Below are 25,349 nucleotides of genomic sequence, written 5' to 3'. Positions count from 1 at the left end.
GAGGGACCGAGATGCCTGCAAAAATTTCCCGCGCGACTTATGCCGATATGTTTGGCCCTACGACGGGCGACAAACTGCGTTTGGCCGACACGGATTTGATCATCGAGGTCGAACGCGACCTGACCGGGCCTTATGGCGAAGAGGTCAAATTTGGCGGCGGTAAAGTGATCCGCGATGGTATGGGCCAGTCGCAATTGTCGCGCGCTCAAGGCGCTGTTGATACGGTGATCACCAACGCCTTGATTTTGGATGTGACCGGGATTTTCAAGGCCGACATCGGTCTCAAAAGCGGACGTATTGCGGGGATCGGTAAGGCCGGGAACCCGGACACCCAACCGAATGTTGACATCATCGTCGGTCCCGGCACCGAAGTGATCGCAGGCGAAGGCCGGATCATCACGGCGGGGGGCTTTGACAGCCACATCCACTTTATTTGCCCGCAACAGATTGAAGACGCTCTACATTCCGGCCTGACCACGATGTTGGGCGGCGGCACGGGACCGGCGCATGGCACTTTGGCAACCACCTGTACGCCCGGTCCGTGGCATATTGGCCGGATGTTGCAGGCGCTTGACGGTGTGCCGATGAACATCGCGCTGGCGGGCAAGGGGAATGCGAGCCAACCTCAGGCTTTGGTCGAAATGGTCAAGGCGGGCGCGGCTGCGCTCAAGCTGCACGAGGATTGGGGCACCACGCCCGGCGCGATTGATTGCTGTCTGTCGGTGGCCGATGACATGGACGTTCAGGTGATGATCCACACCGATACGTTGAACGAATCCGGCTTTGTCGAGAACACGGTCAAGGCGATGAAAGGCCGTACAATCCACGCCTTTCACACCGAAGGCGCGGGGGGCGGTCACGCCCCGGACATCATCAAAGTGGTGGGCGAGGAGCATGTGATCCCGTCGTCGACCAACCCGACCCGGCCCTACACGGTCAACACCTTGGAAGAACACCTCGACATGCTCATGGTGTGTCACCATCTCGACAAATCCATCCCCGAGGATGTGGCTTTTGCAGAGTCGCGCATTCGCAAAGAAACGATTGCCGCCGAAGACATCCTGCATGACATGGGCGCGTTTTCGATCATCGCCTCTGACAGTCAGGCGATGGGCCGGGTGGGCGAAGTCTTGATCCGCACATGGCAAACGGCAGATAAGATGAAGAAACAACGCGGTCGCTTGTCGGACGAGACGGGCGACAATGACAACGTTCGGGTCAAGCGTTACATCGCGAAATACACGATCAACCCGGCGATTGCCCATGGGATGAGCCGCGAAATTGGGTCGATCGAGGTCGGTAAACGCGCCGATTTGGTGATGTGGTCGCCGGCATTCTTTGGGGTGAAACCGGAGATGGTGCTTTTGGGCGGCTCAATCGCGGTGGCGCAAATGGGCGATCCAAATGCCTCCATACCGACGCCGCAACCCGTCTATACCCGCCCGATGTTTGGTGCCATGGGGCGCGCGGTGGAACATTCCGCCGTGTTGTTCGTCTCGGCTGCGGCGCAGGCCGAGGGCATCGGCGCCTCTTTGGGGCTCCGCAAACAAACCGTGGCGGTGGAAAACACCCGCAAGATTGGCAAATCGTCGATGGTGATGAACACGGCAACGCCTAAGATCGACGTCAATCCTGAAACATACGAGGTGCGCGCCGATGGAGAGTTGTTGACCTGTGAACCTGCCTCGGAACTGCCCATGGCGCAACGCTATTTTCTGTTTTGAACGGCCTGCTTGGGTCGATTTCAAGATCGAGACTTTAATGGTGTTCGATCACGTCAAACTCTTCGCCCGCGTGCTGCGGCAGCATGAAGGCGTCGGTCTCATCGCGCGGTTCGACGCGGATCGAGGTCACATGTTTGGTTGCGTAAAAACGATCGTCGTTGAGGATGCTGTCCGGCAGTTTGGAAATGTCAAACACTTGATACGCGGTGCGCGACACCACGACGTCATAGGAAAATCCAACAAAGCGCCCCGTATCGTTCATTTCGATAAAGCGCGCTTCCAAAGCGGTCTCGCGGGCGCGCAATTCGGCGATTTTGGCGCGCAAACTGGCCAACTCGTCGGCCGGGGATCGGGTCATGAACATCGTGTTTCTCCTTCTGGATTCATCATGGTGTGGTGCGGCGGGACATCGCGCTCGGGTCAAACGCCCGAGATCGCACGGGATGTGGCAAAGGCGGCGGGCAGGTCATCACTCAGATCAACGCCGCCAAGCTCCACCTGTAAATCCATTTGGGTTTCAAGAGTTTGGGCCTCACTCAGGGCGTCGGACAATGTCACCGGATCGAGCGGCGTGTCAGCGTCGGCAAGGGCCTGTGCGACCTCTTCTTCGTGCAAACCGGCCATGGGTTGCAGATGTGCATGGGCGGTCGGGCGTAGATCGCGCGGGGCCGCACATTCGGGTGCCCCGGCCTCATCCACCTCCAACGGTGCCGAAGCACTCTGTGTGGGGACCGCGTCCTTGAGGCCAAAAGGATCGTCACTGGTGTCCATGGGCACGTCATCGCTTTGGGGGGCGCAATCGCAGCTCGCGTATGGGGGGGGATCAGAAGGCACCTCATCTAAGGAGAAATCGCTTTCGATGTCATTCACTCGAGCACCGAGGTCCAGCATGTCGCCGATCGGGTCTTCTTCATTGAGCGGTGCGCCAATGGTGCGCATTTCTGCCGTCGGAGGAGCAAGGCCCATGTCTGGTGCGGTGGCAAGGTCATGGTCCAGCTCTGGCATCGGCTCAGGCGTGCCGTCGATGTCTGTGATCTCATCCAGGCCACGCAACTCTGTGCTCATGTGCGCAGTCTCGACAACATCACCTTGCGGCAGGTCCGATGCGGCGTTGTGGAGGTCCGCGACCTCTGCAATCTGTGCTGTATCCACATCTGCGACCGATGCGGGGAGGCGCGCGGGCACAGCGGCGGATGTTGTTTTCGGCCAGATCAACACAACGGTTTCGGTCTGCTCGATGAGAAGGTTTGGATCGAGAAAGACCTCTTTCGGCAGCTTTCCAAGGTCAACCCGGCGCGGACGACGCTGTTCGATCACGGCATCGCGGGAGGTGCCACAGACGCGCATTCCGCCGGTCTGTGTTGCAAAGCTTCGGATCTCGTCGCAAAGCTCCGCCTCCCGCTCGCGCAGACGTTCGATGTGCGCGCGGACCTCGGCCAATTCATCTACGGCCTCTAAGGCGGGATGATCATGCGGGGACAAAGTCATGGCGTCACAGCGGTTATGGGGTCAAAGGATATGGGCTTAGAACTCATGGTCTGGGTCTCCTTGACCTCTATTTGGGGGCGAGTCGGTTAAGAAAGTCCCAATTCTTGAAGGAGAGTATGAAATGAGCGCGATGAAAGCCTTTGACGTGCTGCCCGGCGGTGGCGTCGGAGCCACAAACGCAGTCAGCGACACGGTTGCGTTAACCTATGATCAACGGTTGTTGCGGCGCAAAAAGTTGATGACCGCTGCGGGGGACACGATTTTCCTCGATTTGCCGCAGACTATTTCGTTGCAGGCTGGCGATGGTATCCGGCTTGAGGACGGGCGGATCATTGGTGTGGTGGCCGCCGAGGAGGCGCTTTTGGCGATCACGGGCGACACGGTGACGCGCTACGCGTGGCACATCGGCAACCGTCATACGCCCTGCGAAATCGCGCCGGATCGTTTGGTGATCCAACGCGATCCGGTGCTAAAGGCGATGTTGGAACAGTTGGGGGCCGAGGTGCACGACATTATTGCACCGTTTAGCCCGGAAGGCGGGGCCTATGGCCATGGTCGCACCATGGGGCATGAGCATGGGGATCATCAACATATGGGACATGAGCATGGCGACCACAGCCATGATCACAGCCACACGCATGACCATGATCACCACCACGCGCACGCCCACGACCATTCCCAGGATCACCCCCATGACTGACCAAAGCCTGCTCACCCTGACCCAATGGCTCTCACCGGCTTTTCCGCTGGGGGCGTTCGCCTATTCCCATGCGCTGGAATTGGCGATCACAGAGGGTGCGGTGAGCGATGGTGCAAGCCTTGAGACGTGGTTAACGCTGACGCTGCAAAAAGGCGGAGGACGGGTCGATGCTTGGCTGATGTCGATGGTGTTGCAGGGCGCAGATGCCGATGAAATGGCAGCCTTGGCGGAGGCTTTGGCGGGCACGCGTGAGCGCTGGCACGAGACCTCTGAACAAGGCGCGGCCTTTGCCAGAACCGTGACGCAAATGGGCGGAATAAAGGCCCAGGCGCGGGCTTTGCCTGTGGCAGTCGCGGAGGCCGCGCGCGCGCTTGATTTGCCGGTTAAAACTGTGATTTCCCTATACCTTCATAGCTTTACCTCCAATCTTGTGTCCGCCGCCGTGCGCTTTGTGCCTTTGGGGCAGGCGGCGGGGCAGACGGTGTTGTCCAATATGCACCAAGTGATCGAGCAAGTGGCCGAAGAGGCTTTGGCCGCAACGGAGGCGGGGCTAACGACCGGGGCTTTTGCCGCCGATCTGATGGCGGCGCGCCACGAAGACATGGATGTGCGTATTTTCAAGACCTGAGAGCCCATCAGAACCACGAAACGCTTTAGTGAACAGGAGACAGATAATGGCATCCCCAAACGGACCTTTGCGCGTTGGAATCGGCGGCCCTGTGGGGGCGGGTAAAACCACATTGACCGGGGCTTTGGCCAAGGCTTTGGCAGAGACCTACTCGGTCGCGGTGATCACCAATGACATCTACACCCGCGAGGATGCGGAGGCGTTGATGCGGCAACAAATCTTGCCGATGGAACGCATCCGCGGCGTGGAAACGGGCGGTTGCCCGCATACGGCGATCCGCGAAGATGCCTCGATCAATCTGGCCGCCGTGGCGGATTTGAACGCGGCGTTTCCGGATCTTGATGTGATATTGATTGAAAGCGGCGGCGACAATTTGGCCGCGACGTTTTCGCCGGAATTGGCGGATTTGACGATCTATGTGATCGACACCGCCGCCGGACAGGACATCCCACGCAAGCGCGGGCCGGGGGTGACACGGTCTGATTTGTTGATCGTCAACAAGGTTGATCTTGCGCCCTATGTTGGCGTCGACCCGGCGCTTTTGGAGGCGGATACCAAACGCGCCCGTGGGGGGCGGCCCTATATCATGGCGTCATTGCGCACGGGCCAAGGCGTCACTGAGGCGGTGCGGTTTGTCGAGGAGGATGGTGGGCTGATGTGAGCGAGGAAGGCTGGACTTAACCGTCCACGCCCTCAGTCTCCTTTTCCCACGGCAATGCCACACCTTTTTCTTCCAAAGCGGATGTTGCCGTTTGCAAAGCGCGGCGGAACCGACGCGCGCCGGGGCGGGTTTTGACCACATGGCGGCACAAAAGCGCGGTTTGCATCGGACGGTTGTCCGGGGCCAGTTCCCCCAAAAGCCGACGCAGATAGCCCAAATGCTCGCGCCGCATGCGCAACGCCTGTGTCATCCGGCGTTGATCGAGAGTGCCCTGCATCGCGGCCACTAAGATCGGTGCCAAAGCCCCCATTTCCATCATTTCAAATTCCGGGTCGGCACCAAACAAGCGGCAGGGGACGCGGCTGACATGAGGTTGATGAAACAGGGCGGCGTGTATCGCGTCCATTTCTATCTTTGGATCATACAGGATAAACACCCGATCTGCACCATCAACCATATTTGGGGCAAAGCCATAGCGGGAGGTGAAATCCATCCGGCGAGTGGCCGGGAAACGATGATCCCAGGACGCCAGACGGCCATCCAGTGTGGCTTGGGGCGCAATGGCGATCACGGTCGCGCCGGGGGCAACCACGGAATAGGCGGCTGCGGCGTAACCACAGGCCCCGGCACCGTAAAACACCACCTGATCGAAATCCTCAAAAAAGCCTTCGTCGACGAGACGGTCGAAATAGCGGGTGATTTCAGGCGCGCGGAACCAGACGTTTTTGGGGTCGGGGCCATGGGCGATCAGGGTGAGGGTGGACCAACCGTGATGAGCGGCCAGCATCATCCCGTGCGGGTAGCCCAGATCGGTGCGCTCTGTTGCGCGTTCATAGGTGTCAAAACACACCAAGAGCCGAGGTTTTTCATCCAGGAACGCCGCCGAGAAATCGGAACCGAGCGGCTGATAATAGCCGAGCTCTTCGGACAGATCTTCAATCGCGTCGCACCATTCTGCGCGCGAAAAATCGGAGATGTCTTCTAAATCCGCTACGGCCTTTTGCAGGTCAGTCTCCAGATTGTCCATCGTGCGGTTCTCTCCTTGCGTCGCTGGTTTGGCCGGTTGTCTCGCCGGTCCATTGCCTCTGCGTCATGGTCTTTTTCGCTCACCACAACGCGCCTGTCTGCCTCGCGACCCCGCCCGATTGTGCGATTGGCTGCGTGAGATCAGAAGGCGTGAATTTGGTTAACGATCTGTTATCCAAATAGGGTGTTTTGGCGGCGATCAAAAGAAATTCTCTGGGAGATACGCGGACTGTCGCCAATGGCGAAACGATGTGCGTTCCGTTAGCGTTTTGGTGACGGCACGCTAAGAATTATGGCAAAAGAATGCGCGCAGATGCAGCGTTTTGGTTGGGGATGGGGTGGGGATTGCGACTCGCTGTGGCTGTGCGATGCTCTGCGTCGCAGGGCCGCGCTCGTGTCGCGGGTCAGCCTAAAATGATGCCAATCGTCACCGCACCCAGACCAATGGCGGAAATCATCAAGGCGATAAGATTCAGCGCCACGACTTTTTGTAGGCGCGCGCGGATGTCTTCGTCAGTGCCGCCGAGTTTTTTGGCCTTCAAAGCCGCGATGATGCAATAGATCAACAGCGCCACGCCCGAAAGCGCAAGGGCTGCGCCGGTCCAAATCAACCACTCCATCTGGCTCTCCTTTATCCGTCCAAAACTCTCTTGGCTTTCGCCTAGCGGCTTCGGCGACATGAGGCAAGTCTGAGGAGGCAAAAGAGCGCCGCTTTGCATGATCCGAAGGCTTGCTTTGGGGCATCCGGGCGGGTAGGGATCAGGCTCATTTCGACATTTGCGCATCAGGAAGGTCCCGACATGATGGACGACGAATATACCCCCGGCCCCGACAGCTCTTACCGTGTCACGGCAGAGGAGCTGCGCCAGTTCATCGAACGCTTTGAGCGTCTTGAAATGGAGAAAAAGGACATTGCCGATCAACAAAAAGAGGTGATGGCCGAGGCCAAAGGCCGTGGTTACGACACCAAAGTGATGCGTAAAATCATTGCTTTGCGCAAGAAATCCTCGGATGAAATCGCCGAAGAAGAGGCCATTCTCGATATGTATAAAGAAGCGCTGGGCATGAGCTGAGGCGTGGTTTTGTGACCCGGCGCTGGGGCCAACGGCTTGTCCTGTCTCTGATCGCATTGAGTGCGGGCTTTGGGATTGGGCTTGTGGCGCTTGGCTTTACGCCGGTTCTCGCCGCGGTGTGCCCCGGCTGTTTTGGCTTTCAAACCATTGGCCCGCGTGTGTTCAGCGAGGCTCAAAGCCCGGCGGCGGATCAAGAGATATTGCGGCGTTTGGCCGTGGCCGAAGCGCGGGTGAGTGTGGCGTTTGGACCGATGGCGGTCGAAAAACGCCCGCGTATTTTCCTTTGCTACACCGAGACTTGCAACACTGTCATGGGCGGGCATCAAACCCGCGCCCTGACCTATGGTGCGCAGTTGTTTTATCTTGGCCCAACCGGGCATGATACAGAAATCATCGCGCATGAATTGGCCCATGTGGCGTTGCATCGCCACATCGGTATGCGCGCGATGGGGCATTTTCCGGCCTGGGTCGATGAGGGCATCGCCACCTATGTCTCGCACGACCCGCGCTTTGATTTGAACCCATTGAGCTGTGAGCCGGGGCAGGGGGCTTTGCCACTGAGAGCGGCGGAATGGCGGCGCTCAGAGGGCGCGCGCACCGCGGTGTTTTATGGCCAAGCCGGGTGCCGTGTGGCGCAGTGGGTCCGGGCGCATCCGGTCAGTGGTCTTGAGGGGGTGATCGCGGCCCATATGCCTACGCGTTGACAACATGTCGCGCTTGGCCCCGGCTTGATCGACGGGTGCACTCGATCACGATGTCAGATTAGGGTGCGATGAAATGCACGCCTTCCATGGCCTCAATCCGCTCAAGATCGTCTTCGTACAGCTCGGTCAGGCGTTCAATCAAGGCCTCGTCCCAGCCGGGAAGATCAATCTCCGCTTCAATTGCCTCTTCGTCGACGTATTTGTCCAAAAACGCCGACAAAATCCGCCGGCGCTGTACTTCGTTTTGGGGCCGATGGGTGTTGAGATAGGTGCGCAGGCGTTTCATGCCCTCGCGTTTCATGATCGTCGCCAAAATATCAAGCCCGCCTGAGATCGGCACCATCGGTCCGATCCCGGCCATGTCGCGCATGATCTGCGCCCAAGTCAGCGGCGTGTCCTCATAGGCGAAACAGGTGATCGCGGCATCTGGGCATGACTCACGGATCAGCGCAATCAAATCAGACCAGCGCAGGGTCTCTAGATCCGTGTCGTTGAGAAAACTTTCAAAGGTGACTTGCGGACCGCATTGCGCAAAGGCTTCGGGGATAAATGTCGCCGGATTGCGCAGGCCGAGAAAGAACTCGACGTCATGATCCGCAAACACATTGCGCAACCAAGGTAATTTGAAATTGGCCTTTTGGTACAAGCCGCCTTTCTCAAATATAAACACAGGCAGGCAAATCACATCCTCATAGCTCAACACCAGACGGGCACACTCATCCGTGTCGAGCATCTGGTCGAGCAGCATTTCCTGGGTCTCTGGCGTGGCGCGGTCACTTTTGACCCTGCGCATCACATCCGGCAAAACATCGCGATATCGCGCCGGATTTGGAACCGCAACGCCGTGTTCCGCTAAGACCGCTTTGTTTTTCAAAAGGCCTCGCATGAGCTGCGCCCCATTGGTGCTATGTGCCCCGATATGGATGGAGATGATCATGGCTTTGGCTGCTTTCCTGTTTTGCTCTGATCCAATGTTGCTCTGCGGGTGCTGCTCTGTGGGCGCAGACGGCCTGAAGGGGGCAACATAGTCTGTCTCACGGCTCTTTGGTCGTGTTTTAGGCTGGCTCCAATATAGGCAGTTTTCTGGACAGGGAAACCGATTTCGCCTATTGCTCTCGAATGACCGACCAAATGACTCAGTTTCCACCCCGCCGCCAAGCCTGCCCGGACCCTCGTCCAGAGCCCCGGCATGGCGCGCTCACCCGTGTGTCCAAGATTTCGCCTTGGTCTGTGGGGGCTTTCGTGATCGCCGCTGTGGTGTTGATGCCGCTTATGGCGGTGGTTTGGATCGCCTTTCATCCCAGCGATAATATTTGGCCGCACCTGCTGTCGACGACCTTGCCTCGCTATCTGGCGACGACGGCATGGTTGGCCTTTGGTGTGGCCGCCTTGGCGGGCTCTGTCGGCACCGGGGCGGCGTGGCTTGTCACCATGTATCGCTTCCCCGGCTCGCGGGCGCTTGAGTGGCTGTTGCTGTTGCCTTTGGCGATCCCGGCCTATGTCGGAGCCTATGCGTTGGTCGATTTCTTTGAATATGCCGGGCCGGTGCAAACGCTGATGCGCGACCTTTTTGGCTGGCAAAATGCACGCGACTATTGGGTGCCTGAGATCCGTTCATTGGGTTCGGCGATCATCGTGTTGGCCGCCGCTTTGGCGCCCTATGTGTTCCTTATGGCCCGCGCCGCTTTTCGCGAACAATCCGGCTCGGTCTACGAAACGGCCCGGGCTTTGGGGCGGGGCCTTTTGCGCGATTTTTCCGCGTCGGCTTGCCCTTGGCGCGCCCGGCCATTGCAGCGGGGATGGCGATTGTGATGATGGAAACCGTGTCGGATTACGGCACGGTGAATTATTTTTCGGTTCAGACCCTCACCACCGGCATTTTCTCCACATGGCTTGAGGGTGGCAATGCGGGCGGTGCGGCGCAAATTGCCTCTGTCGTCTTGGTGGTGGTGTTTCTTTTGGTCGGGTTGGAGAAAACCTCGCGGGGCGAGCGCGGTTTCATTCGGGAGCGCGTCATCCACGTCCGATTTCTCAGATCCAACTGGTCGGTTGGCAGCGGCTTTTGGCCACGCTGTTATGCGCTGTGCCGTTCTTGATCGGCTTTGCGTTGCCCGTGGCTGTTATGGGCTATCACGCGCTGGGCGAGCCGGATCAATGGTTGGCACCCGGCCTTTTGATCGCGCTCAAAAACACATTGGTCGTGGCTGGGTCTGCGGCGGTTTTGACCGTGCTTGCGGCGCTGTTCATGGTGTACGGCGTTCGGATGACCGGGCGCAAATTGCCGCGGATGATCTTGCCTTTGACCACGCTTGGCTATGCCGCCCCTGGTGCGGTTTTGGGCATCGGCATTCTGATCCCGCTTGCAGGCCTCGACAATATCATCGCCGATGCAATCCTTGCCGTGACCGGGCATGATGTCGGCCTATTGCTCACCGGCTCGGCCTTTGCCATCGTGATGGCCTATATGGTGCGGTTTTTCGCCATTGCCCAAGGGGCCACCGACGCGGCTATGGGCCGGGTCGCGCCCTCCTTGCCAATGGCTGCGCGGTCGCTGGGGCAATCTCTGGGCGGGACATTGCGCCGGGTTTACGTGCCACTGATCCGCAGCTCAGTCGGCACAGCGCTTTTGTTGGTCTTTGTCGATTGCGTCAAAGAACTCCCCGCTACGCTTTTGCTGCGCCCGTTCAACTACAACACCCTCGCCACCCGCGTGTTTGAAAAAGCCTCACTCGAACATCTCGAAGAGGCCTCGCCCGCCGCCCTTTTGGTGATCTCTGTGAGCCTGGTGGCCGTGATCTTGATGGCCCGCTCAGAAAATGCCGCCGATTTGACCTAAGGGGGCATATCCGTGAATTTTCCGTCACAAATCGCTTGCACCCGCGAAACCCAACGCTTAAATGAGCGCCGTGTGCCCCTATAGCTCAGCTGGTAGAGCAACTGATTTGTAATCAGTAGGTCCGCGGTTCGAGTCCGTGTGGGGGCACCATTTAATCATTAAAAATCAATGATTTACTAGATTTTTCTGAGTTCGCATTTGTTCCGCTTTCAAAAATGGAAGCAATACGGAAGCACGCGGAGGGGAGAATCTGTGTGTGGCGAGGGCGCAACCCGCTGCCTTCTGCACGGCTTCGTCCGCAAGGTGTGCATAACGTAGCGTGGTGCTGAGGTTCTTGTGACCCATGATCTCCTTGAGCATGAAGGGATCAATGCCATTGGTCACTGCCACCGAGGCGTAGGTGTGCCGCAGGTCGTGAATGCGTACATCGTCCAGTCCGGCTCGGGCGCGGATTTTGCGCCATGGCTTTTGCAGGTCGTTGTAATGACCCTCCGGTTTGTCTCCTAAGATCACATAGGGATTGCCTTCGCGCTGGGGCAGGGCGTCCAGTACGTCCCAAGCCTCGCGCGGTAGGGGAATGCGCCGCCGTCCCGTCTTGCTGTCTGGCAATTCCAGATGGGTGCGGGTGATATACTCCCATTTGAGCGTTTGGATTTCCCGCAACCGGCAGCCTGTCAAAAGCAAAAGCATGAAAGCAGCGACGACATATTCGGAATACTCGCCGTTTTCCAAACCTGAGAACAGTACTTCGCCCAGCCGCGATTGTTCCTCGTCGCTGAGATAGCGTTTCTTCTCGACCTCTTTGTACTTCTTAATCCGGCGGGTCGGGTTGGTGCCCTCGGTCCTCAACCCCCAATCCTCGGCCACGTTGAACATTTTCGACATGACCATGACCACGCGGTTCGCGTGATAGGGCGTGTCTTTCATGTTGTGGTGAAGCTCGGCAACATCCGCCCGCGTCACATCCTCAATCTGGAACATGCCGAGCTTGGGCTTGATGTGCTGGATCACGACTGTCTTGTAGCTGGCGTAGGTCGTCGGCTTGCAATGCTCTGCAACGTACTCGCTCAGGAAGCGGTCACAGAGCGCGGAGACGGTCGGGGCCATACGTTTCTTCTTGCGGGTCTCGGAAGGGTCGTCCCCGCGTGCGACATTGCCGAGCTGTTGCTTTGCCAAGCTCCGGGCCTCGTCGGTCGTCAGTGGCCCGTGCTGGCCGAGCGTCAGTCGCCGGGTGCGCTTGTCGGTTCGGTACTACACCAGATATCCGGTTCTGAACTCTTAGAGACGCGGATCCATCCGGAAACGGGTGAACTACTCAAGCGCGGCGTCAGAAAGTGTACGTCTACGGGCGTGGAATATTTCAATCTGAGCCGAGCGGAACGCCGCGTCGCCCATACATCCAAGCGTAAGCAGGTTGCAACGGTTCAGCAATGTAAGCGCGCGTTCGACCTGATGCCCAGCGCGACGGTCATTGAGCGCCGCAAACGGATGTTGCCGGATGGGCTTTCCCCGCATGGATTGCGCAAGGCGACATGCCGCAGTCTCGCGGAAGCCGAGTGCAATGCGCATGAGATCATGGCTATCAGTGGGCATCAAACGCTTGCCGAAGTCACCCGCTACACGGTTGCGGCAAACCGACTCCACCTTGCCGAACGGGCCGTTGCAGCGATGGAACGGAAAGAAACGCGAACAAAGACTGTAAAACCTGCCTGATAGGTTTACAAAACTGCCCCGTAGGGCGTTGATATTATTGCACGATAAAAGATGAATGGTGGGCGACCCTGGAATCGAACCAGGCGTGGGTCTCCCCGGCGGAGTTACAGTCCGCTGCCGCACCTTGCAGCCCGTCGCCCACGAAGTGATGCCTGAGAGGCATCAAGGTGCGTGTTGCACCGCGTCGTGTGGGGGGTGGATACAATCGGGATCGGGGGGCGTCAACAGGAAAAATGCCAAAAGGATGCTTGTGCTTGGAGATTGCGCACGGCAGGAAGGGGAAAGCCTTTTGAACAGGGATGAAAGCATCATGAAAAAGCCACAGTGGGTCGTCGAAAAAGAGCAAGCCAAGCGCAAAGCGGAGGCTGCGACCGTGTGGTTGTTTGGTCTTCATGCGGTGCGCGATGCGCTGCGCAATCCGGCGCGTGAAAAATTGCGCCTCGTGGTGACCAAAAACGCCTATGACAAATTGGCCGAGGATATTGAGGCCTCTGGCATGGAACCCGAACTGACCGATCCGCGCAAATTCAGCGTGCCGATTGATCAGGGCTCGGTGCACCAAGGCGCAGCTTTGGAGGTCAAAGCGCTCAATTGGGGCTCGGTCGAAGAGATCTGTTTGGCCTCAGGCGCGGGGCAAAGCGGCGCGCCGACGGTTGTCTTGCTTGATCAAGTCACTGACCCGCATAACGTCGGTGCCGTTTTGCGTTCGGCCGAAGTGTTTGGCGCCGAAGCGGTGATTGCCACCGCGCGCCATGCCGCCCCGAAACCGGGGCCTTGGCCAAAACCGCCTCAGGCGCGTTGGAACGCCAACCCTATCTGCGGGTGCGCAATCTGTCCGATACGATCGTGAAATTGCAAGAAATGGGTTTTGTCTGTCTTGGTCTTGATGGTGAGGCAGAGGTGACGCTGGATGAGGCGCTGACCGGCTGTGCGGGGCGGGCTGTGGCGCTGGTGATGGGGGCCGAAGGGCCGGGTCTACGTCAAAAAACCAAAGAGACGGTGGATCAACTGGTGAAAATCCCGTTTGCGCGCGATTTTGGTTCGCTCAATGTCTCGAATGCCGCCGCCGTCGCACTCTATGCCGCATCTAAGCGCTAACAGCGGCGGTTTCGTCCGTAGAGTTCACACTGTGTTCACGTTTTTCTTACAAGATCTTAACATCTGAGCCTCACACCCTATCTTTGAGTGTGAGACGTGCGTCGGAACACGCATGTTGCTCTCAACTGTCCCTCGTTCCACACCTTATGCCCGGGCCTCGTGCCCGGGCTTTTTTCTTTTGCCAATCTGGGCTATGATTTCTGCATGAGCACAATAGACCAATTGACCGACTCCGACATCATCCGCATCCTGCAAGACACGAAAGTGATCGCCCTTGTGGGAGCCTCGCCGCGCCCTGAACGCCCGTCGCATCAGGTCGGAACATTTCTGGCGGCACGGGGTATAAGGTGATCCCGGTGAATCCTGGACAGGCGGGACGCGTATTGTTTGGTCAGACCTGTGTGGCCTCTTTGTCCGACATCCATGAGCCCGTCGACATGGTCGATATTTTTCGCCGCTCTGAGGAGGTGGCTCAGGTGGTCGACGAGGCGCTGCACGCGCTCAAAGGGCTCAAATATATTTGGATGCAGCTTGAGATCGTCAATGACAAAGCCGCCGCCTTGGCCCGCGCGCAAGGGGCCGAAGTGGTGATGGACCGCTGTCCGGCGATTGAGATTCCGCGATTGGGGATGTGAGGAGGGGGCAAGCAAACCTTTTAAGGTGTGCGCGCCGCTTTTTCGGCAATCCCCGATAGACCCTGACGCCGCGCCAACTCAGTCAACACATCCTCAAGCGCCACATCACGCGCAGCCAGCATGACCAGCAGGTGATAGAGCACATCGGCAGCCTCATAGGTGAGGTTCTCACGGTCATTTTTTACCGCAGCAATAATGGCCTCAATCGCCTCTTCACCAAATTTCTCGGCGCATTTCTCCGGGCCTTTGGACAAAAGTTTTGCGGTCCAGGAGCTGTCTGGATCGGCGGATTTGCGGGACAGGATGACCTGTTCGAGATCGTGCAGGATGGACATGGTGACTTCCTTAATTCAGCCGCATCGGGATGCCTTTGGCGGCCATATATTCTTTGGCCTCCTGAATGGTGTAATCCCCGAAATGAAAGATCGAGGCGGCGAGAACGGCGCTGGCATGGCCTTCGGTGACGCCTTCGACGAGGTGATCGAGCGTGCCGACGCCGCCCGACGCGATCACCGGGATGTTGACCGCATCGGCAATGGTGCGCGTCATCGCCAAGTTAAACCCCGCGCGCGTGCCGTCACGGTCCATCGAAGTGAGCAAGATCTCACCCGCGCCTTTGCGTTCAATCAACTTGGCAAACTCCACCGCATCAATCGGGTTGCCCTCTGCATCAAGCGCGGCTTTGCGCCCGCCATGGGTGAAGATGGTCCATTTGACCGGTGTGCCGTCTTCGTCCCACTCGGTGGTTTTGGCGTCAATCGCGCAGACGATGCATTGGCTGCCAAAGCGGTCGGCAGAGCGCGCGATCACGTCCGGGTCGGCCACGGCGGCGGAGTTGAACGAGACTTTATCAGCCCCTGCCAACAACAGGTCGCGCACATCATCGGGCGTGCGCACGCCGCCACCGATGGTCAGCGGCATGAAACATTGCTCTGCGGTGCGGGTGGCCAGATCATACATGGTGCCGCGATTTTCATGCGTGGCATGAATGTCGAGGAAACATAACTCATCCGCACCCGCGAGATCATAGGCCCGCGCACTTTCAACCGGATCACCGGCGTCAATCAGATCGACGAAATTGACGCCTTTGACCACACGGCCATCAGCCACGTCGAGACAGGGAATGATACGGGTTTTGAGCATGATGTGCCTATTCGTCCGAGAGAAAGGGGCGTTTGCGCCGCCTCTGACTGTGCCATTCACCCCAAAGGTTTCGGTATGGATATTTGGGGACAAAAGAAGGTGAGGGTTTCTTTGACCTGTCTTAGCCATGCCTGTGCGGCGATGCAAACATTGGATCAGTGTTGCGGCGGTTTCTGGGTCAACGGGCGTGTGCGATGCGGCGCAAGCCACTGCGCACGATCAGCACATGAAAGGGTTTCACCAGCATAAGATAGACATGTCCGAGCGCGTTGTTGCGATAGACCCATGTCGCCATATGGATGTGGCCCGCCTGTTGGTGGATGCAAATCCGAAAGTTGAGATGGGTGTCATTGGTGCCGATGATCAGCTCGTCCGCGCCTTCATAGTCCACCGGAAAAATCGCGCGCTCGCCGGTCTCTGACACCTCGGTTTTGAGGCCAAAGGGTTTGACGAGCCTGTTGCGCAAGCTCAAAAGCGCATCCGCCCAGCCGGGCATGGAAAGCGCAATCTCTGCCGCCTCTCGCGGCGACAGCGTACTTTCGACGGCGTACCCATCTATGAAATCGCCTTTGGCGACATGGGGCCAAAGACGAGAGGATTTGGGGAGCGGGGTTTTGATCACTCGGGACATAGGTTCCCTCATTCGATGATTTATGTGCGTAGCGCGCTTTGCGCCAAGGTGCAATGAAGCGGATTATTTGCTATCCTGTCCTCTCAGAGACAAGCCGGGGGCGCATGTATGGATATTAAGATTGGTGACCATAAATTTTCCTTCATGCCGTTAACGTATGACGTGCCTGATCGCGATTTAAACCTGTTTTTGGAGCAACAGGATAAGCGGGTGATTCAAAAATGGTATTGCGATGGCACGCCAAGTGCGCCGAGCCCTTTGATCCAAAAGTTCAAAGCGGAAACGAATTTGCTTTTGTATGCGCCGCTTGATCCAGGTGTGTCGCCGATTGATTTTGATTACAAACCCTCGTTGCGCCAAAAAAAGGAAGTGGCGCGGATGCATGCGAGGATCATCAAAGGCACTGGGTTGATTGACAGAACTTTGCTGAATGCCTTGTTGCAAAAGGTCTTCGGCGGTGCGGAGGTGGTGATCCCTTGGGCCGATATTTTTGCCAAATTCGGGACAGGTCATTCAGTGCAGGTGGTGTCCCGTGTTGTCTACCGGCGCTTTGCTATGATGGATCTCAAATCAAAGGAGGGGAGGGTGATCCTGTCTGTGCCCATCGGCGGGCGGCATTTCGTACTGAAAACTGCCGAATGTACCGAAGATGGGCCGCGCTTGCTCACTCAGTTCGGGGTGTGGTCCGATGCCACTTTTGAAGGGCCTTTTACGCTCCCTGACACCGAAAGCGCGCGGGCTTTGCGCCAAGAGTGGTCCAAATGGCGCAAATCTGAGATTAAAAAGCAACAAAAGGCTCTTAAGAAAGAGACCGAGCGACTTAAAGAGGAAGAGAAGGCGTTGAAGGAAGAGGGCGAATAACGCGCCATCAGCCCTTGAGCACCGCCAAAGCCTCGGCCAGATCAATCGCACCATCGTAAAGCGCGCGCCCTGAGATCGCGCCGTTAAGGGCCGCGCCACAATTTTTGAGGTTGCGCAGGTCGTCGAGCGAGGACACGCCGCCCGAGGCAATCACCGGGATTGACACGGCGCGGGCCAAAGCGGCGGTTTCTTCGACATTCGGGCCTTTCATCGCGCCATCGCGGTTGATGTCGGTGTAGATGATTGCGGCCACGCCCGCGTCCTCGAATGATTTGGCGAGGTCGGTGGCGGTCACGTTGGTTTCTGTCGCCCAGCCTTTGGTTGCGACCATGCCCTTGCGCGCGTCAATGCCCACCGCGACATGGCCCGGAAAGGCCCGTGCGGCCTCGCGCACCAGCTCAGGATTTTCCACCGCAACAGTGCCCAAAATGACGCGCTGTAAACCCTTGGACAGCCAGCGTTCAATCGTGGCCATATCGCGGATGCCACCGCCAAGCTGGGCGGGGATTTTACACTGTTTGAGAATCTCTTCGACGGGGGCCGCGTTCACAGGCTCACCGGCAAAAGCGCCATTGAGATCGACCAAATGCAACCACTCACAGCCCGCATTCACAAATTCCAGCGCCTGTGCGGCGGGGTTTTCATTAAACACTGTGGCTTGATCCATTTCGCCCTTATACAGGCGCACGGCATGGCCGTCTTTCAAATCAATGGCGGGGTAGAGGATCATCGGGCGCGGCCTTTCATAAAACTGTCGTCGCTCCTTTGCCATGAATGCGCAGTGATTGCAAAACCTCTTGCGCGCGTGTTGCAATGGGATTTGCCCCAACGTCAGACTTGCCAGATCATAGGTGCCGCTCGCAGGATGCGGACCAGAATAGGGAGGATATACCAATGAAGACATTTGCACTTGCGGCTCTTGCTGCTGTCGCTTTTGCCGCTCCGGCTTTTGCCGCCGATCCGGTGGTTGGGACATGGAAAACTCAGGTCGATGATGGGCATTACGCCTATGTCGATATCGCCCCGTGCGGGGCACAGATTTGCGGCACCATCGCCAAGGCGTTTGACGCCAACGGTCCGATCAAATCCGAAAATATCGGCAAACCCATCGTCTGGGACATGCTGGCCCAGGGCGGAGGTGCCTATGGCAAAGGCAAAATCTGGCAACCGTCCACTGGCAAAGTGTTCAGTTCCAAAATGGCGTTGAACGGTGACACGCTTAAAGTTGCGGGCTGTGTCGGGCCGATTTGTAAGAAACAGACCTGGACACGGGTCAAGTAAGGCCCCGAGGCGGGAAGGCGCGGTCAAACTGGCGCTGTCCCTCAGAGGTCAACGAAACGGCGCGGCTGTCTTTGGACCGTCGCGCCCATCCTTTGATTTCGAGCTGCGCCAACACGGCCCGGCCCAAGGCGCCGCCCAAATGTGAACGGCGTTCAGACCAATCAAGACAGTCGCGGCACAGAGGCCGGGCTTTGCTTATGGCGGCCAGATCGACCCCAAACCCGGTCAAAAAGGCCTCACCCGCCGGGCTTACAGACATCCCATTCGGCGTGAGCACTAGCATCTTTTGGTGCAAAAGACTGTCATACATTTGCACGCCGCGTTGCCCGGCAAGATGATTGTAACAGACCCGCGCGTGCCGAAGGGCTGCGTCTTTGGGGCCAACACGGCTGCGCCTTTGGCCCATGCCCCCGGCCAATCCCATCAAACTTTCAAGCACAGCACTGACCTCGGGCCCGGCCAGCGCAAAATAGCGGTGCCGCCCTTGTTTGCGCTGGGTGATCAACTGACCCTCCTGCAATTTCTTCAAATGCGACGAGGCGGTTTGCGGGGTGATCCCTGCTTCTATCGCCAACTCACGCGCGGTCAGCGCCTTCTTTCATCGGGTCAACCTATCTCTGTTCTGCACCAAATGCTTCGATCCGTATCGAAGCATTGCCTCTCCAGCCTACGGTATCAAGGGGCCAGAGTTTGAAAGAGGAAAGGACGTAATATGCTGACCTGTGTGATCCGCTACGAGATCGACCCGACCAAACGCGCGCAGTTTGACCAATATGCCCGCAGATGGGGGCAGTGCATTCCACGCTGTGGTGCGGATTTGATTGGGTATTTTACCCCGCATGAAGGCTCCACAACACTGGCTTATGGGATCTACACCCTTGAGAGCCTCGCCGCCTATGAGGCGTACCGCGCCCGTTTGGCCTCCGATCCTGTGGGGCGGGAAAATTACGAATTTGCCATGCGCGAAGGGTTTATTCGCGCCGAGGACCGCACCTTTTTACGCCTCGCCTCCGCACCTCATGTCGGGTCAACATCAGGAGAGATGCGATGATTGCGGTGATCTTTGAGGTCTGTCCGGCCGCGGGGCGCAAGGCTCTTTATTTCGATCACGCTGCCGTGCTGCGCCCTCAATTGGAACTGATCGAAGGGTTTATTTCCGTCGAGCGATTTCAAAGCCTGACCGATCCGCTCAAGCTGTTGTCCCTGTCGTTTTTCACCGATGAGGCGGCTGTGGCGCGCTGGCGGGCGGTGTCCGATCACCAAGCGGCGCAGAACGTCGGACGCACCGGTATGTTCGATGCCTACCGACTGCGCGTCGCTCATGTTTTGCGCGACTACGGCAAAGACGACCGAGCGCAAGCGCCGCAACCTTGAATGACAAGGGCCGCGCTCAATCTGGCGCGGCCCCTTTGGTGTTGCCGTGATTTCAATCCGCGCCCCTTAGGGGGCCCAGCCGAGGAAATTCGACACGATGCGCAGCCCGGCGCGTTGGCTTTTTTCCGGGTGGAATTGACAGCCGATCATATTGTCACGCCCGACAATGGCGGTGATGTCTCCGGCGTAATCGACATGGGCGAGGCGATGCGCCGGGTTTTCGACTTTGAAGTGGTAGGAGTGGACGAAATAGGCGTGATCGCCGCTGTCCACGCCATCAAGGACCGCATGAGGATGATCCACCACCAGATCGTTCCACCCCATATGTGGCACTTTCAAGGCCGGATCGGAGGGGGTGATTTTCACAACCTCGCCGGGGATCCAGTCAAAGCCCGTGGTGTCCTCATATTCACGGCCCCAGGACGCCATCATCTGCATCCCGATACAAATGCCCATAAAGGGGCGGCCCTTTTGCACCACGGCCTCCTCAATCGCTTCAAACAAGCCGGAATAGGTGAAGAGATGGTTTTTACAGGCCGGAAAGGCGCCATCCCCCGGCAACACGATGCGATCGGCTTTGGCCACCACATCGGGTTCCGAGGTCACAACGATGGTGCCCGCACCGCGTTCGCGCGCCATGCGTTCAAAGGCTTTATGGGCGGAGTGTAAATTTCCGCTGTTGTAGTCAACGAGGGCTGTGAGCATGTCTTTGGCTGTCCTGAAAGAGGGACGGAGAGGGCGCGCGTTAAAGCGCACCCTTCGTGGAGGGCAGGCTGTTCGCCATGCGCGGGTCGATCTCGACCGCCATGCGCAAAGCGCGGGCGACGGATTTAAACGCGGCTTCGGCGATATGGTGCGAATTGATCCCATGCACCAGATCGACGTGCAACGTGATGCCGCCATGGGTTGAAAGCGCCTGAAAGAATTCGCGCACCAGTTCGGTGTCGAACGTGCCGATTTTGGCGGTCGGGAAATCGACGTTCCAGACCAAAAAGGGCCGTGCTGACAGGTCCAGCGCGGTGGACACCTGGGTGTCGTCCATCGCCAGAGCAAAATGGCCGTAACGGCAAATGCCCTTTTTGTCACCAACCGCTTTGACCAAAGCCTGACCGATGGCAATGCCCGTGTCCTCGACCGTGTGGTGATCGTCAATGTGGGTGTCGCCCTTGGCGCGGATCGTCATGTCAATCAACGAATGCCGCGACAATTGATCGAGCATGTGGTCAAAAAAGCCCACGCCCGTTTGGTTGTCATAGACCCCCGTCCCATCGAGATTGATCTCGACCGTGATCTCGGTTTCCGCCGTGTTGCGGGTGATGGTGGCTTGGCGCATGGGCATGTCCTCGTATGTCTTGGCCGCTTATACGCGCGCGCAGCGGGGTTTGCCAAGAAGCAGCATGGAGGGCAAGGGTTTGCATTGAGACATGTGCTCTGGCGGACAACACAAGACCTGGGGCCGGTGAGCCAAGGTGTCTTGGTGAAAAGTGCTTATTTTATCGAGTTTTTTAAGAAGTTTTTAAGGTTCGGTGTGCAAAATTTAAGGAGTTGTAAGGAAGTGTGTAAGCAATGCGTATCCTCATCTGGCATGGAGATCTTGAAACTGTGGCCTGTTGGCAGACCGCATTCGGTGTCGCAGGGCATGCCGTGCGCCGGGCCATGTCTGCCGAGGCGGCGCTGGAGTATTTGCGCGCCGAACCCTTTGATATGCTGCTGTTCGATCTGACGGTTGGGCGGGAAAGTGGTTTGGCTGTCGCGCTTATGGCCGAGTTTCATTGCCCCGATATCGTCTCCCTGCTCATTGTCGGGGAGCCGCAACGTCAGCACAATGAGGTGATTGTGGACAGCACGCTGTTTGCGCGTCTTGCCAGTCTGCGTTGTGTGCTGGGGGTGGGGACGCCTGTCAGGGATCTCGTCACCATCGCCGAAGAAATCTCCTGTGCGCCAAAAGCAGATTGCGCCGAGATCCGTCAAAGCGCACCGCAAATTTGTGAGAATTGCCATATCCAAAGCGCCTGTGACCGCATTCCCGAACAGTCCAAAAGGCGGCATGTCTCGGCCGCGTAGGGTGGTTTTGTCCCCGGATGTGGTGATGTGGTGCCCCCCCCTCCCATGGGTTGCAGAGCGGGTCAAATCAGGCATTCAAAACATGATGCTCAAAAACGCGAAAAGCGCCCCGAGGAGCGCCAACGCGATTTTTCAAATTCTCTGAGAGAGAATTGGAGCGGGCGAAGAGATTCGAACTCTCGACCCTAACCTTGGCAAGGTTATGCTCTACCCCTGAGCTACGCCCGCTCGGCGTGTCCCGTAACGTGGGTCTGACGTTTCCCTTGGGGTTCCGATCTGGGATCGGAGGGAAAATTGGAGCGGGCGAAGAGATTCGAACTCTCGACCCTAACCTTGGCAAGGTTATGCTCTACCCCTGAGCTACGCCCGCGTCCTTGGGTGAGGCGTGAGATATGAAATCCCGCCCGAAGCTGCAAGAGGAAAATGGAGCTTTGATCGGATTTTTTCGATTTGCTTTGATTTGCGGTTGTTTGGGGCATGGCAGAGGGGCGTCAATTGCGAGGCATCGCGCCGCAGTGCATTTAGGTATTTTTTAAATATATCTTTGATTTGGATTAAAGACAGCTCGGGTCGATCCCGCGCATGTCAGTGATGAACCTGAACAGCTATGCGCCCATTTTCGCCTCGGCCCGTCTAAGAGCCTTGTGGGGATGGGCCCCCCGGAGGCCCGTAAATGACCCATATCATGATCCTTGGCAGTGGCTTTGGTGCGCTCACGGCCGTGCGCGAAATTCGCAAGGCCAAGATAGACGCGCAGATCACCGTCGTGTCCCCCAACACCCACCTGACCTATTTGCCGAGCCTGATCTGGATGCCCTCGGGTATTCGTTCGGCCAAAGACATCGACGTCGATCTGTCGCGGTTTTTCGCCCGTGAAAAGGTCCATTGGCATGAGGGTCGGGTGGTTTCGGTTTCGGACAACGGGCGCACGGTCGAAACCGACACGGGCACTTTGACCAACGATCACCTGATCATCGCCACCGGCGGGCGGTATCTCAAAAAGCTCCCCGGTTTGGCCGAGCATGCGATCATCCCCTGCGAGGGGGCGATCAACGGTCAGATCATCCACGACCGCATCCGCGACATGACCGGCGGCACCATTGCGCTGGGCTTTGGCACCAACCCGAAAGAGCCGCAAGCGGTGCGCGGCGGGCCGATGTTCGAATTCCTCTTTGGCATCGACACCATGTTGCGACAACAGGGGCGACGCGACAGGTTCAAACTGGTGTTTTTCAATGGCTCCGAGCGCCCCGGGCAACGGCTTGGAGATCGCGCCGTCGAAGGTCTTTTGAATGAGATGCGCAAACGCGATGTCTCGATCCATATCGGCGCGAAACCTATTCGTATCGAGGCGGACAAGGTGGTGACCGAACGCGAAGACATCCCCGCCGATCTGGTGTTGTTCATGTCGGGGCTGACTGGGCCGACATGGCTCGACAACACCGATTTGCCGCGCTCCGAGGGCGGGTTTGTTCAGGCGGATGAGAAATGCCGTGTGGTCGGGTGGCCCAACACTTATGTGGTCGGCGACACAGGGTCTTATCCGGGGCCGTCGTGGTTGGCGAAACAGGCGCATCAGGCGGATTTACAAGCCGTGGCCGCCGTGGCCAATATCGGTGACGTGTTGGCCGGGCGCGACGCCAGCCATCAATTCAAATCCGAACTCGTCTGCATCGTGGATTCTGTCAACAAGGGTATCCTTGTGTTTCGCAACGAGAAACGTGCGATCACCCTGCCAAGCTGTCGACTGCTTCATTGGGCCAAACGCTATTTTGAATGGCATTATTTGCGCGCCTATCGCCGCTAAAGCGACGCAGGCGTGCGCGGATAGTGCAACGTGTTGTGAAACTGCGCGGGGGCGCGGGTTGGGTTGCGATAGCTGTGCGGTTGGTCAGCGGCAAATCGCACCGCGTCGCCCTCGTTATATCGGGTCCATTCCCCTGCCAGCAAAAGTTCAATCGTGCCTTTGGTGACGAAAATATCCTCAACCACACCGCTGTCATGCGGCTGAGACACATGGGTTTGCCCCGGCTCTAACCGGATCAAGAATGTCTCTGAGCCAAAGATCGGGTCAAAGGCAAAAATCGGGTGAAAGCTGATGCTCTCCTCAAACCGCACCTCAGGCCGGGGGCGCGGTCCTGTGCGGGCGGTTGTGGGCGTCACCCGGTCCTCAATGAGGGCGGTCAGCGGTAGGTGAAACCCCTTGGCCAGTTTCCACAATGTCGCCAGTGTTGGCGAGGATTCGCCGCGCTCGATCTGTCCCAACATCGCCTTGCTCACCCCGGTCAGCTCCGCCGCTTGCGACAGGCTGAGACCTGCCTCGGTGCGGATGGATTTGAGGTTGAGCTGGATGGGCAGGGCAGGGGCTGGATTTGGCATTTTGCTCGGCAGGGCTTTCAAAGGGCTTGTGCGCTATAACGCTCGTACGCTATAGCGTCCACATTACGGCGGTGCAGGCCCCAACGCAAGTTCGCATCACAACTCCCGATCAAAAGGCGCAAATCCATGTCAGGATTGAAACTCTCCCACCTCGTCTCTGGTGCCATTGCCGTGCTTTTGGGCTATACCAGCAGCGTCGCGATCATCTTTCAGGCCATTGACGTGCTGGGCCTGAGCCAGGCGCAAGCCAGCAGTTGGATGTTGGCGCTGGGACTGGGCATGGGCCTCTCGACCTTGATCCTCACCCTGCGCTACCGGATGCCGATCCTGACCGCATGGTCCACTCCGGGGGCCGCGCTTTTGGTGCTCAGTCTGCACGGCGTGAGCCCGTCCGAGGCCATCGGTGCCTTTTTGTTTTGCGGCGCGCTTTTGACCCTGACAGGTCTCACCGGGTGGTTCGAAAAAGTCGCGCATCTCATCCCCGAGGCCATCGGCAGCGCCATGTTGGCGGGCATCCTGTTTCGCTTTGGGCTTGGGGTGTTTTCGTCGATGGAGGACAACCTGCCGCTGGTGGCGCTGATGTGTGCGATCTATCTGGCCGGGCGGCGCTGGTTCGCCCGGTTTGCCATCCCTTCGGTGCTGTTGGCGGGCATCGTCTTTTGCGCATTCACCGGCGCGTTTGTCACCGACACCGCGTTTGAGTTTTCCCTCGCCGCGCCTGTTTTTACGATGCCGAGTTTCTCACTTTCGGCGCTGATTGGGATTGGCGTGCCGCTTTATATCGTCACCATGACCTCGCAAAACATGCCGGGCGTCGTCACCATGAAGGGGGCGGGATACGCGCTTCCGGTGTCCTCGGCCATCACGGTGACCGGGGTGACCACGCTCATCCTCGCGCCGTTTGGTGGCTATGCCTTTAACTTGGCGGCGATCACGGCGGCGATTTGCGCCGGGCCTGAGGCGGACGACAATCCGGCCACGCGCTGGAAAGCGGCGATGGTCACCGGCCTGCTCTATTGTATGGTCGGTCTGATGGGCGCGGCGGTGATCAGCCTTTTTGTCATCGCGCCAAAAGCGCTTGTTGTCACCATCGCCGGGCTTGCGCTTTTGAACACGATCAGCGCGAGCCTGAGTGCGGCTCTGGCCACGCCCGCGCATCGTGATGCCGCTTTGGTGACCTTTATGACCACAGTATCGGGCATCAGTTTCATGAGCATCGGGGCGCCGGTATGGGCGTTGGTGTTTGGGGCTTTGACGTCGTTGGCTTTGACGCACCGCAAAATGCGCGCATAAAAAAGCCCCGCCGGAGCGGGGCTTTTATTGGGTCTTT

Annotated in this window: 28 protein-coding genes, 4 tRNA genes and 3 pseudogenes; 18 read left to right on the top strand and 17 right to left on the bottom strand. The window is 58.1% G+C overall.

The features are described 5' to 3' along the window. Positions 1-11: 11 nt before the first annotated feature. Positions 12-1,724, top strand: coding sequence for an urease subunit alpha (gene ureC / locus DA792_RS11185; protein WP_107720010.1), 1,713 nt, complete (start codon positions 12-14; stop codon positions 1,722-1,724). 34 nt (positions 1,725-1,758) lie between these two features. Here ureC and DA792_RS11180 read toward each other — a convergent pair whose 3' ends face one another. Both DA792_RS11180 and DA792_RS11175 read right to left on the bottom strand, forming a co-directional pair. Beyond that, complete coding sequence (locus tag DA792_RS11180; RefSeq protein WP_159075251.1) at positions 1,759-2,082, bottom strand: hypothetical protein; 324 nt, start codon at positions 2,080-2,082, stop codon at positions 1,759-1,761. Positions 2,083-2,144: 62 nt separating this feature from the next. Next, the gene (locus DA792_RS11175) at positions 2,145-3,212 is read right to left on the bottom strand and encodes a hypothetical protein (RefSeq protein WP_107720008.1); all 1,068 of its coding nucleotides are present in this window, start codon (positions 3,210-3,212) and stop codon (positions 2,145-2,147) included. Positions 3,213-3,333: 121 nt separating this feature from the next. Here DA792_RS11175 and DA792_RS11170 point away from each other — a divergent pair, with 121 nt between their 5' ends. Genes DA792_RS11170 through ureG form a run of 3 tightly spaced genes read left to right on the top strand, consistent with a single transcriptional unit; the run spans position 3,334 to position 5,201 of the window. Continuing rightward, positions 3,334-3,912, top strand: coding sequence for an urease accessory protein UreE (locus DA792_RS11170; protein ID WP_199908161.1), 579 nt, complete (start codon positions 3,334-3,336; stop codon positions 3,910-3,912). Then, entirely contained in the window at positions 3,905-4,540 is a 636-nt protein-coding gene (locus DA792_RS11165; protein WP_107720007.1) for an urease accessory protein UreF, read from the top strand. The genes DA792_RS11170 and DA792_RS11165 overlap by 8 nt, the downstream gene beginning before the upstream one ends. Before the next feature lie 46 nt (positions 4,541-4,586). Further along, positions 4,587-5,201: an urease accessory protein UreG gene (gene ureG / locus DA792_RS11160; RefSeq protein ID WP_107720006.1), complete on the top strand. Its 615-nt coding sequence runs from the start codon at positions 4,587-4,589 to the stop codon at positions 5,199-5,201. A 16-nt stretch (positions 5,202-5,217) separates the two neighbouring features. Here ureG and DA792_RS11155 read toward each other — a convergent pair whose 3' ends face one another. Further along, the gene (locus DA792_RS11155; protein WP_107720005.1) at positions 5,218-6,228 is read right to left on the bottom strand and encodes a phosphoadenosine phosphosulfate reductase; all 1,011 of its coding nucleotides are present in this window, start codon (positions 6,226-6,228) and stop codon (positions 5,218-5,220) included. A 403-nt stretch (positions 6,229-6,631) separates the two neighbouring features. Further along, the gene (locus DA792_RS11150) at positions 6,632-6,847 is read right to left on the bottom strand and encodes a hypothetical protein (protein ID WP_009570806.1); all 216 of its coding nucleotides are present in this window, start codon (positions 6,845-6,847) and stop codon (positions 6,632-6,634) included. Positions 6,848-7,027: 180 nt separating this feature from the next. Between DA792_RS11150 and DA792_RS11145 the strand changes: the two genes are divergently transcribed. Beyond that, complete coding sequence (locus DA792_RS11145; RefSeq protein WP_009570805.1) at positions 7,028-7,300, top strand: DUF2312 domain-containing protein; 273 nt, start codon at positions 7,028-7,030, stop codon at positions 7,298-7,300. Positions 7,301-7,311: 11 nt separating this feature from the next. Further along, positions 7,312-8,004, top strand: coding sequence for a hypothetical protein (locus DA792_RS11140; RefSeq protein WP_107720004.1), 693 nt, complete (start codon positions 7,312-7,314; stop codon positions 8,002-8,004). Between the two features lie 58 nt (positions 8,005-8,062). Here the strand turns inward: DA792_RS11140 and DA792_RS11135 are convergent, their stop codons facing one another. Further along, positions 8,063-8,941, bottom strand: a complete 879-nt coding sequence (locus tag DA792_RS11135) for a hypothetical protein (protein ID WP_107720003.1) — start codon at positions 8,939-8,941, stop codon at positions 8,063-8,065. 326 nt (positions 8,942-9,267) lie between these two features. Between DA792_RS11135 and DA792_RS11130 the strand changes: the two are divergent. Then, positions 9,268-10,840: pseudogene (locus tag DA792_RS11130) on the top strand (ABC transporter permease). Positions 10,841-10,914: 74 nt separating this feature from the next. Next, a tRNA-Thr gene (locus DA792_RS11125) sits at positions 10,915-10,990 on the top strand. 15 nt (positions 10,991-11,005) lie between these two features. On the opposite strand, the gene DA792_RS11120 is transcribed toward DA792_RS11125, so the two are convergent. Beyond that, positions 11,006-12,040 (bottom strand): tyrosine-type recombinase/integrase, encoded by a 1,035-nt coding sequence (locus DA792_RS11120; RefSeq protein ID WP_368074513.1) that lies wholly within the window; start codon positions 12,038-12,040, stop codon positions 11,006-11,008. A 6-nt stretch (positions 12,041-12,046) separates the two neighbouring features. Between DA792_RS11120 and DA792_RS11115 the strand changes: the two genes are divergently transcribed. After that, positions 12,047-12,553, top strand: a complete 507-nt coding sequence (locus DA792_RS11115) for a tyrosine-type recombinase/integrase (RefSeq protein WP_199908159.1) — start codon at positions 12,047-12,049, stop codon at positions 12,551-12,553. Between the two features lie 56 nt (positions 12,554-12,609). Here the strand turns inward: DA792_RS11115 and DA792_RS22250 are convergent. Next, positions 12,610-12,693 (bottom strand) — tRNA-Tyr (locus tag DA792_RS22250). Between the two features lie 170 nt (positions 12,694-12,863). On the opposite strand from DA792_RS22250, the pseudogene rlmB reads away from it, so the two are divergent. Both rlmB and DA792_RS11105 read left to right on the top strand, forming a co-directional pair. After that, a pseudogene (rlmB, locus tag DA792_RS11110) lies at positions 12,864-13,651 on the top strand (23S rRNA (guanosine(2251)-2'-O)-methyltransferase RlmB). Between the two features lie 204 nt (positions 13,652-13,855). Further along, positions 13,856-14,286 (top strand): annotated as a pseudogene (locus DA792_RS11105) (CoA-binding protein). Between the two features lie 20 nt (positions 14,287-14,306). On the opposite strand, the gene DA792_RS11100 reads toward DA792_RS11105, so the two are convergent. From DA792_RS11100 to DA792_RS11090, 3 genes are all read right to left on the bottom strand, one after another. Then, positions 14,307-14,621: a phosphoribosyl-ATP diphosphatase gene (locus DA792_RS11100; protein WP_107720001.1), complete on the bottom strand. Its 315-nt coding sequence runs from the start codon at positions 14,619-14,621 to the stop codon at positions 14,307-14,309. A 10-nt stretch (positions 14,622-14,631) separates the two neighbouring features. Then, complete coding sequence (gene hisF, locus DA792_RS11095) at positions 14,632-15,429, bottom strand: imidazole glycerol phosphate synthase subunit HisF (RefSeq protein ID WP_009570785.1); 798 nt, start codon at positions 15,427-15,429, stop codon at positions 14,632-14,634. 178 nt (positions 15,430-15,607) lie between these two features. Continuing rightward, on the bottom strand, positions 15,608-16,060 hold the full coding sequence (locus tag DA792_RS11090) for a DUF2867 domain-containing protein (protein WP_107720000.1): 453 nt from the start codon (positions 16,058-16,060) through the stop codon (positions 15,608-15,610). A gap of 108 nt (positions 16,061-16,168) precedes the next feature. Between DA792_RS11090 and DA792_RS11085 the strand changes: the two genes are divergently transcribed. Beyond that, positions 16,169-16,921, top strand: a complete 753-nt coding sequence (locus DA792_RS11085; RefSeq protein ID WP_107719999.1) for a hypothetical protein — start codon at positions 16,169-16,171, stop codon at positions 16,919-16,921. A gap of 7 nt (positions 16,922-16,928) precedes the next feature. Here DA792_RS11085 and hisA read toward each other — a convergent pair whose 3' ends face one another. After that, complete coding sequence (gene hisA, locus DA792_RS11080) at positions 16,929-17,651, bottom strand: 1-(5-phosphoribosyl)-5-[(5-phosphoribosylamino)methylideneamino]imidazole-4-carboxamide isomerase (RefSeq protein WP_107719998.1); 723 nt, start codon at positions 17,649-17,651, stop codon at positions 16,929-16,931. A gap of 164 nt (positions 17,652-17,815) precedes the next feature. Here hisA and DA792_RS11075 point away from each other — a divergent pair, with 164 nt between their 5' ends. After that, positions 17,816-18,202 (top strand): DUF2147 domain-containing protein, encoded by a 387-nt coding sequence (locus DA792_RS11075; protein ID WP_107719997.1) that lies wholly within the window; start codon positions 17,816-17,818, stop codon positions 18,200-18,202. On the opposite strand, the gene DA792_RS11070 is transcribed toward DA792_RS11075, so the two are convergent. Continuing rightward, complete coding sequence (locus tag DA792_RS11070) at positions 18,195-18,776, bottom strand: ArsR/SmtB family transcription factor (protein ID WP_254679680.1); 582 nt, start codon at positions 18,774-18,776, stop codon at positions 18,195-18,197. The two genes, DA792_RS11075 and DA792_RS11070, sit on opposite strands and share 8 nt — an antisense overlap. 138 nt (positions 18,777-18,914) lie before the next feature. Between DA792_RS11070 and DA792_RS11065 the strand changes: the two genes are divergently transcribed. Beyond that, complete coding sequence (locus DA792_RS11065) at positions 18,915-19,253, top strand: NIPSNAP family protein (RefSeq protein ID WP_107719995.1); 339 nt, start codon at positions 18,915-18,917, stop codon at positions 19,251-19,253. Next, positions 19,250-19,576, top strand: a complete 327-nt coding sequence (locus DA792_RS11060) for an antibiotic biosynthesis monooxygenase family protein (RefSeq protein ID WP_107719994.1) — start codon at positions 19,250-19,252, stop codon at positions 19,574-19,576. Before DA792_RS11065 ends, DA792_RS11060 begins: the two co-directional genes overlap by 4 nt. Positions 19,577-19,642: 66 nt before the next feature. On the opposite strand, the gene hisH is transcribed toward DA792_RS11060, so the two are convergent. Continuing rightward, positions 19,643-20,281: an imidazole glycerol phosphate synthase subunit HisH gene (hisH, locus tag DA792_RS11055; RefSeq protein WP_107719993.1), complete on the bottom strand. Its 639-nt coding sequence runs from the start codon at positions 20,279-20,281 to the stop codon at positions 19,643-19,645. A 40-nt stretch (positions 20,282-20,321) separates the two neighbouring features. Then, the gene (gene hisB / locus DA792_RS11050) at positions 20,322-20,909 is read right to left on the bottom strand and encodes an imidazoleglycerol-phosphate dehydratase HisB (protein ID WP_107719992.1); all 588 of its coding nucleotides are present in this window, start codon (positions 20,907-20,909) and stop codon (positions 20,322-20,324) included. A gap of 233 nt (positions 20,910-21,142) precedes the next feature. On the opposite strand from hisB, the gene DA792_RS11045 reads away from it, so the two are divergent. Further along, positions 21,143-21,640 carry a hypothetical protein gene (locus DA792_RS11045; RefSeq protein WP_107719991.1) on the top strand — a complete coding sequence of 166 codons (498 nt, stop codon included), beginning with the start codon at positions 21,143-21,145 and terminating at the stop codon, positions 21,638-21,640. 153 nt (positions 21,641-21,793) lie between these two features. Here DA792_RS11045 and DA792_RS11040 read toward each other — a convergent pair. Further along, positions 21,794-21,868: transfer RNA gene (locus DA792_RS11040), tRNA-Gly, on the bottom strand. Between the two features lie 67 nt (positions 21,869-21,935). Beyond that, positions 21,936-22,010 (bottom strand) — tRNA-Gly (locus tag DA792_RS11035). Positions 22,011-22,313: 303 nt separating this feature from the next. On the opposite strand from DA792_RS11035, the gene DA792_RS11030 reads away from it, so the two are divergent. After that, on the top strand, positions 22,314-23,447 hold the full coding sequence (locus DA792_RS11030; protein ID WP_107719990.1) for an NAD(P)/FAD-dependent oxidoreductase: 1,134 nt from the start codon (positions 22,314-22,316) through the stop codon (positions 23,445-23,447). On the opposite strand, the gene DA792_RS11025 is transcribed toward DA792_RS11030, so the two are convergent. Beyond that, positions 23,444-24,019 carry a helix-turn-helix domain-containing protein gene (locus tag DA792_RS11025; RefSeq protein ID WP_107719989.1) on the bottom strand — a complete coding sequence of 192 codons (576 nt, stop codon included), beginning with the start codon at positions 24,017-24,019 and terminating at the stop codon, positions 23,444-23,446. The genes DA792_RS11030 and DA792_RS11025 overlap by 4 nt on opposite strands. Before the next feature lie 126 nt (positions 24,020-24,145). Here DA792_RS11025 and DA792_RS11020 point away from each other — a divergent pair, with 126 nt between their 5' ends. Then, positions 24,146-25,312 (top strand): benzoate/H(+) symporter BenE family transporter, encoded by a 1,167-nt coding sequence (locus DA792_RS11020; protein WP_107719988.1) that lies wholly within the window; start codon positions 24,146-24,148, stop codon positions 25,310-25,312. Positions 25,313-25,349 lie beyond the last annotated feature (37 nt).

This window comes from Celeribacter baekdonensis (assembly GCF_003047105.1).
Classification (GTDB): Bacteria; Pseudomonadota; Alphaproteobacteria; order Rhodobacterales; family Rhodobacteraceae; genus Celeribacter; species Celeribacter baekdonensis_B.
Note: the sequence above shows the minus strand (reverse complement) of the source record. Positions and strands in the feature narration are given on the sequence as shown.

Excerpts from the sequence above, each read along its gene's own strand:
- ureC (WP_107720010.1), top strand. The coding sequence starts at position 12 with ATGCCTGCAAAAATTTCCCGCGCGACTTATGCCGATATGTTTGGCCCT.
- DA792_RS11180 (WP_159075251.1), bottom strand. The coding sequence starts at position 2,082 with ATGACCCGATCCCCGGCCGACGAGTTGGCCAGTTTGCGCGCCAAAATC.
- DA792_RS11175 (WP_107720008.1), bottom strand. The coding sequence starts at position 3,212 with ATGACTTTGTCCCCGCATGATCATCCCGCCTTAGAGGCCGTAGATGAA.
- DA792_RS11170 (WP_199908161.1), top strand. The coding sequence starts at position 3,334 with ATGAGCGCGATGAAAGCCTTTGACGTGCTGCCCGGCGGTGGCGTCGGA.
- DA792_RS11165 (WP_107720007.1), top strand. The coding sequence starts at position 3,905 with ATGACTGACCAAAGCCTGCTCACCCTGACCCAATGGCTCTCACCGGCT.
- ureG (WP_107720006.1), top strand. The coding sequence starts at position 4,587 with ATGGCATCCCCAAACGGACCTTTGCGCGTTGGAATCGGCGGCCCTGTG.
- DA792_RS11155 (WP_107720005.1), bottom strand. The coding sequence starts at position 6,228 with ATGGACAATCTGGAGACTGACCTGCAAAAGGCCGTAGCGGATTTAGAA.
- DA792_RS11150 (WP_009570806.1), bottom strand. The coding sequence starts at position 6,847 with ATGGAGTGGTTGATTTGGACCGGCGCAGCCCTTGCGCTTTCGGGCGTG.
- DA792_RS11145 (WP_009570805.1), top strand. The coding sequence starts at position 7,028 with ATGATGGACGACGAATATACCCCCGGCCCCGACAGCTCTTACCGTGTC.
- DA792_RS11135 (WP_107720003.1), bottom strand. The coding sequence starts at position 8,941 with ATGATCATCTCCATCCATATCGGGGCACATAGCACCAATGGGGCGCAG.
- DA792_RS11100 (WP_107720001.1), bottom strand. The coding sequence starts at position 14,621 with ATGTCCATCCTGCACGATCTCGAACAGGTCATCCTGTCCCGCAAATCC.
- hisF (WP_009570785.1), bottom strand. The coding sequence starts at position 15,429 with ATGCTCAAAACCCGTATCATTCCCTGTCTCGACGTGGCTGATGGCCGT.
- DA792_RS11090 (WP_107720000.1), bottom strand. The coding sequence starts at position 16,060 with ATGTCCCGAGTGATCAAAACCCCGCTCCCCAAATCCTCTCGTCTTTGG.
- DA792_RS11085 (WP_107719999.1), top strand. The coding sequence starts at position 16,169 with ATGGATATTAAGATTGGTGACCATAAATTTTCCTTCATGCCGTTAACG.
- hisA (WP_107719998.1), bottom strand. The coding sequence starts at position 17,651 with ATGATCCTCTACCCCGCCATTGATTTGAAAGACGGCCATGCCGTGCGC.
- DA792_RS11075 (WP_107719997.1), top strand. The coding sequence starts at position 17,816 with ATGAAGACATTTGCACTTGCGGCTCTTGCTGCTGTCGCTTTTGCCGCT.
- DA792_RS11065 (WP_107719995.1), top strand. The coding sequence starts at position 18,915 with ATGCTGACCTGTGTGATCCGCTACGAGATCGACCCGACCAAACGCGCG.
- DA792_RS11060 (WP_107719994.1), top strand. The coding sequence starts at position 19,250 with ATGATTGCGGTGATCTTTGAGGTCTGTCCGGCCGCGGGGCGCAAGGCT.
- hisH (WP_107719993.1), bottom strand. The coding sequence starts at position 20,281 with ATGCTCACAGCCCTCGTTGACTACAACAGCGGAAATTTACACTCCGCC.
- hisB (WP_107719992.1), bottom strand. The coding sequence starts at position 20,909 with ATGCGCCAAGCCACCATCACCCGCAACACGGCGGAAACCGAGATCACG.
- DA792_RS11045 (WP_107719991.1), top strand. The coding sequence starts at position 21,143 with ATGCGTATCCTCATCTGGCATGGAGATCTTGAAACTGTGGCCTGTTGG.
- DA792_RS11030 (WP_107719990.1), top strand. The coding sequence starts at position 22,314 with ATGACCCATATCATGATCCTTGGCAGTGGCTTTGGTGCGCTCACGGCC.
- DA792_RS11025 (WP_107719989.1), bottom strand. The coding sequence starts at position 24,019 with ATGCCAAATCCAGCCCCTGCCCTGCCCATCCAGCTCAACCTCAAATCC.
- DA792_RS11020 (WP_107719988.1), top strand. The coding sequence starts at position 24,146 with ATGTCAGGATTGAAACTCTCCCACCTCGTCTCTGGTGCCATTGCCGTG.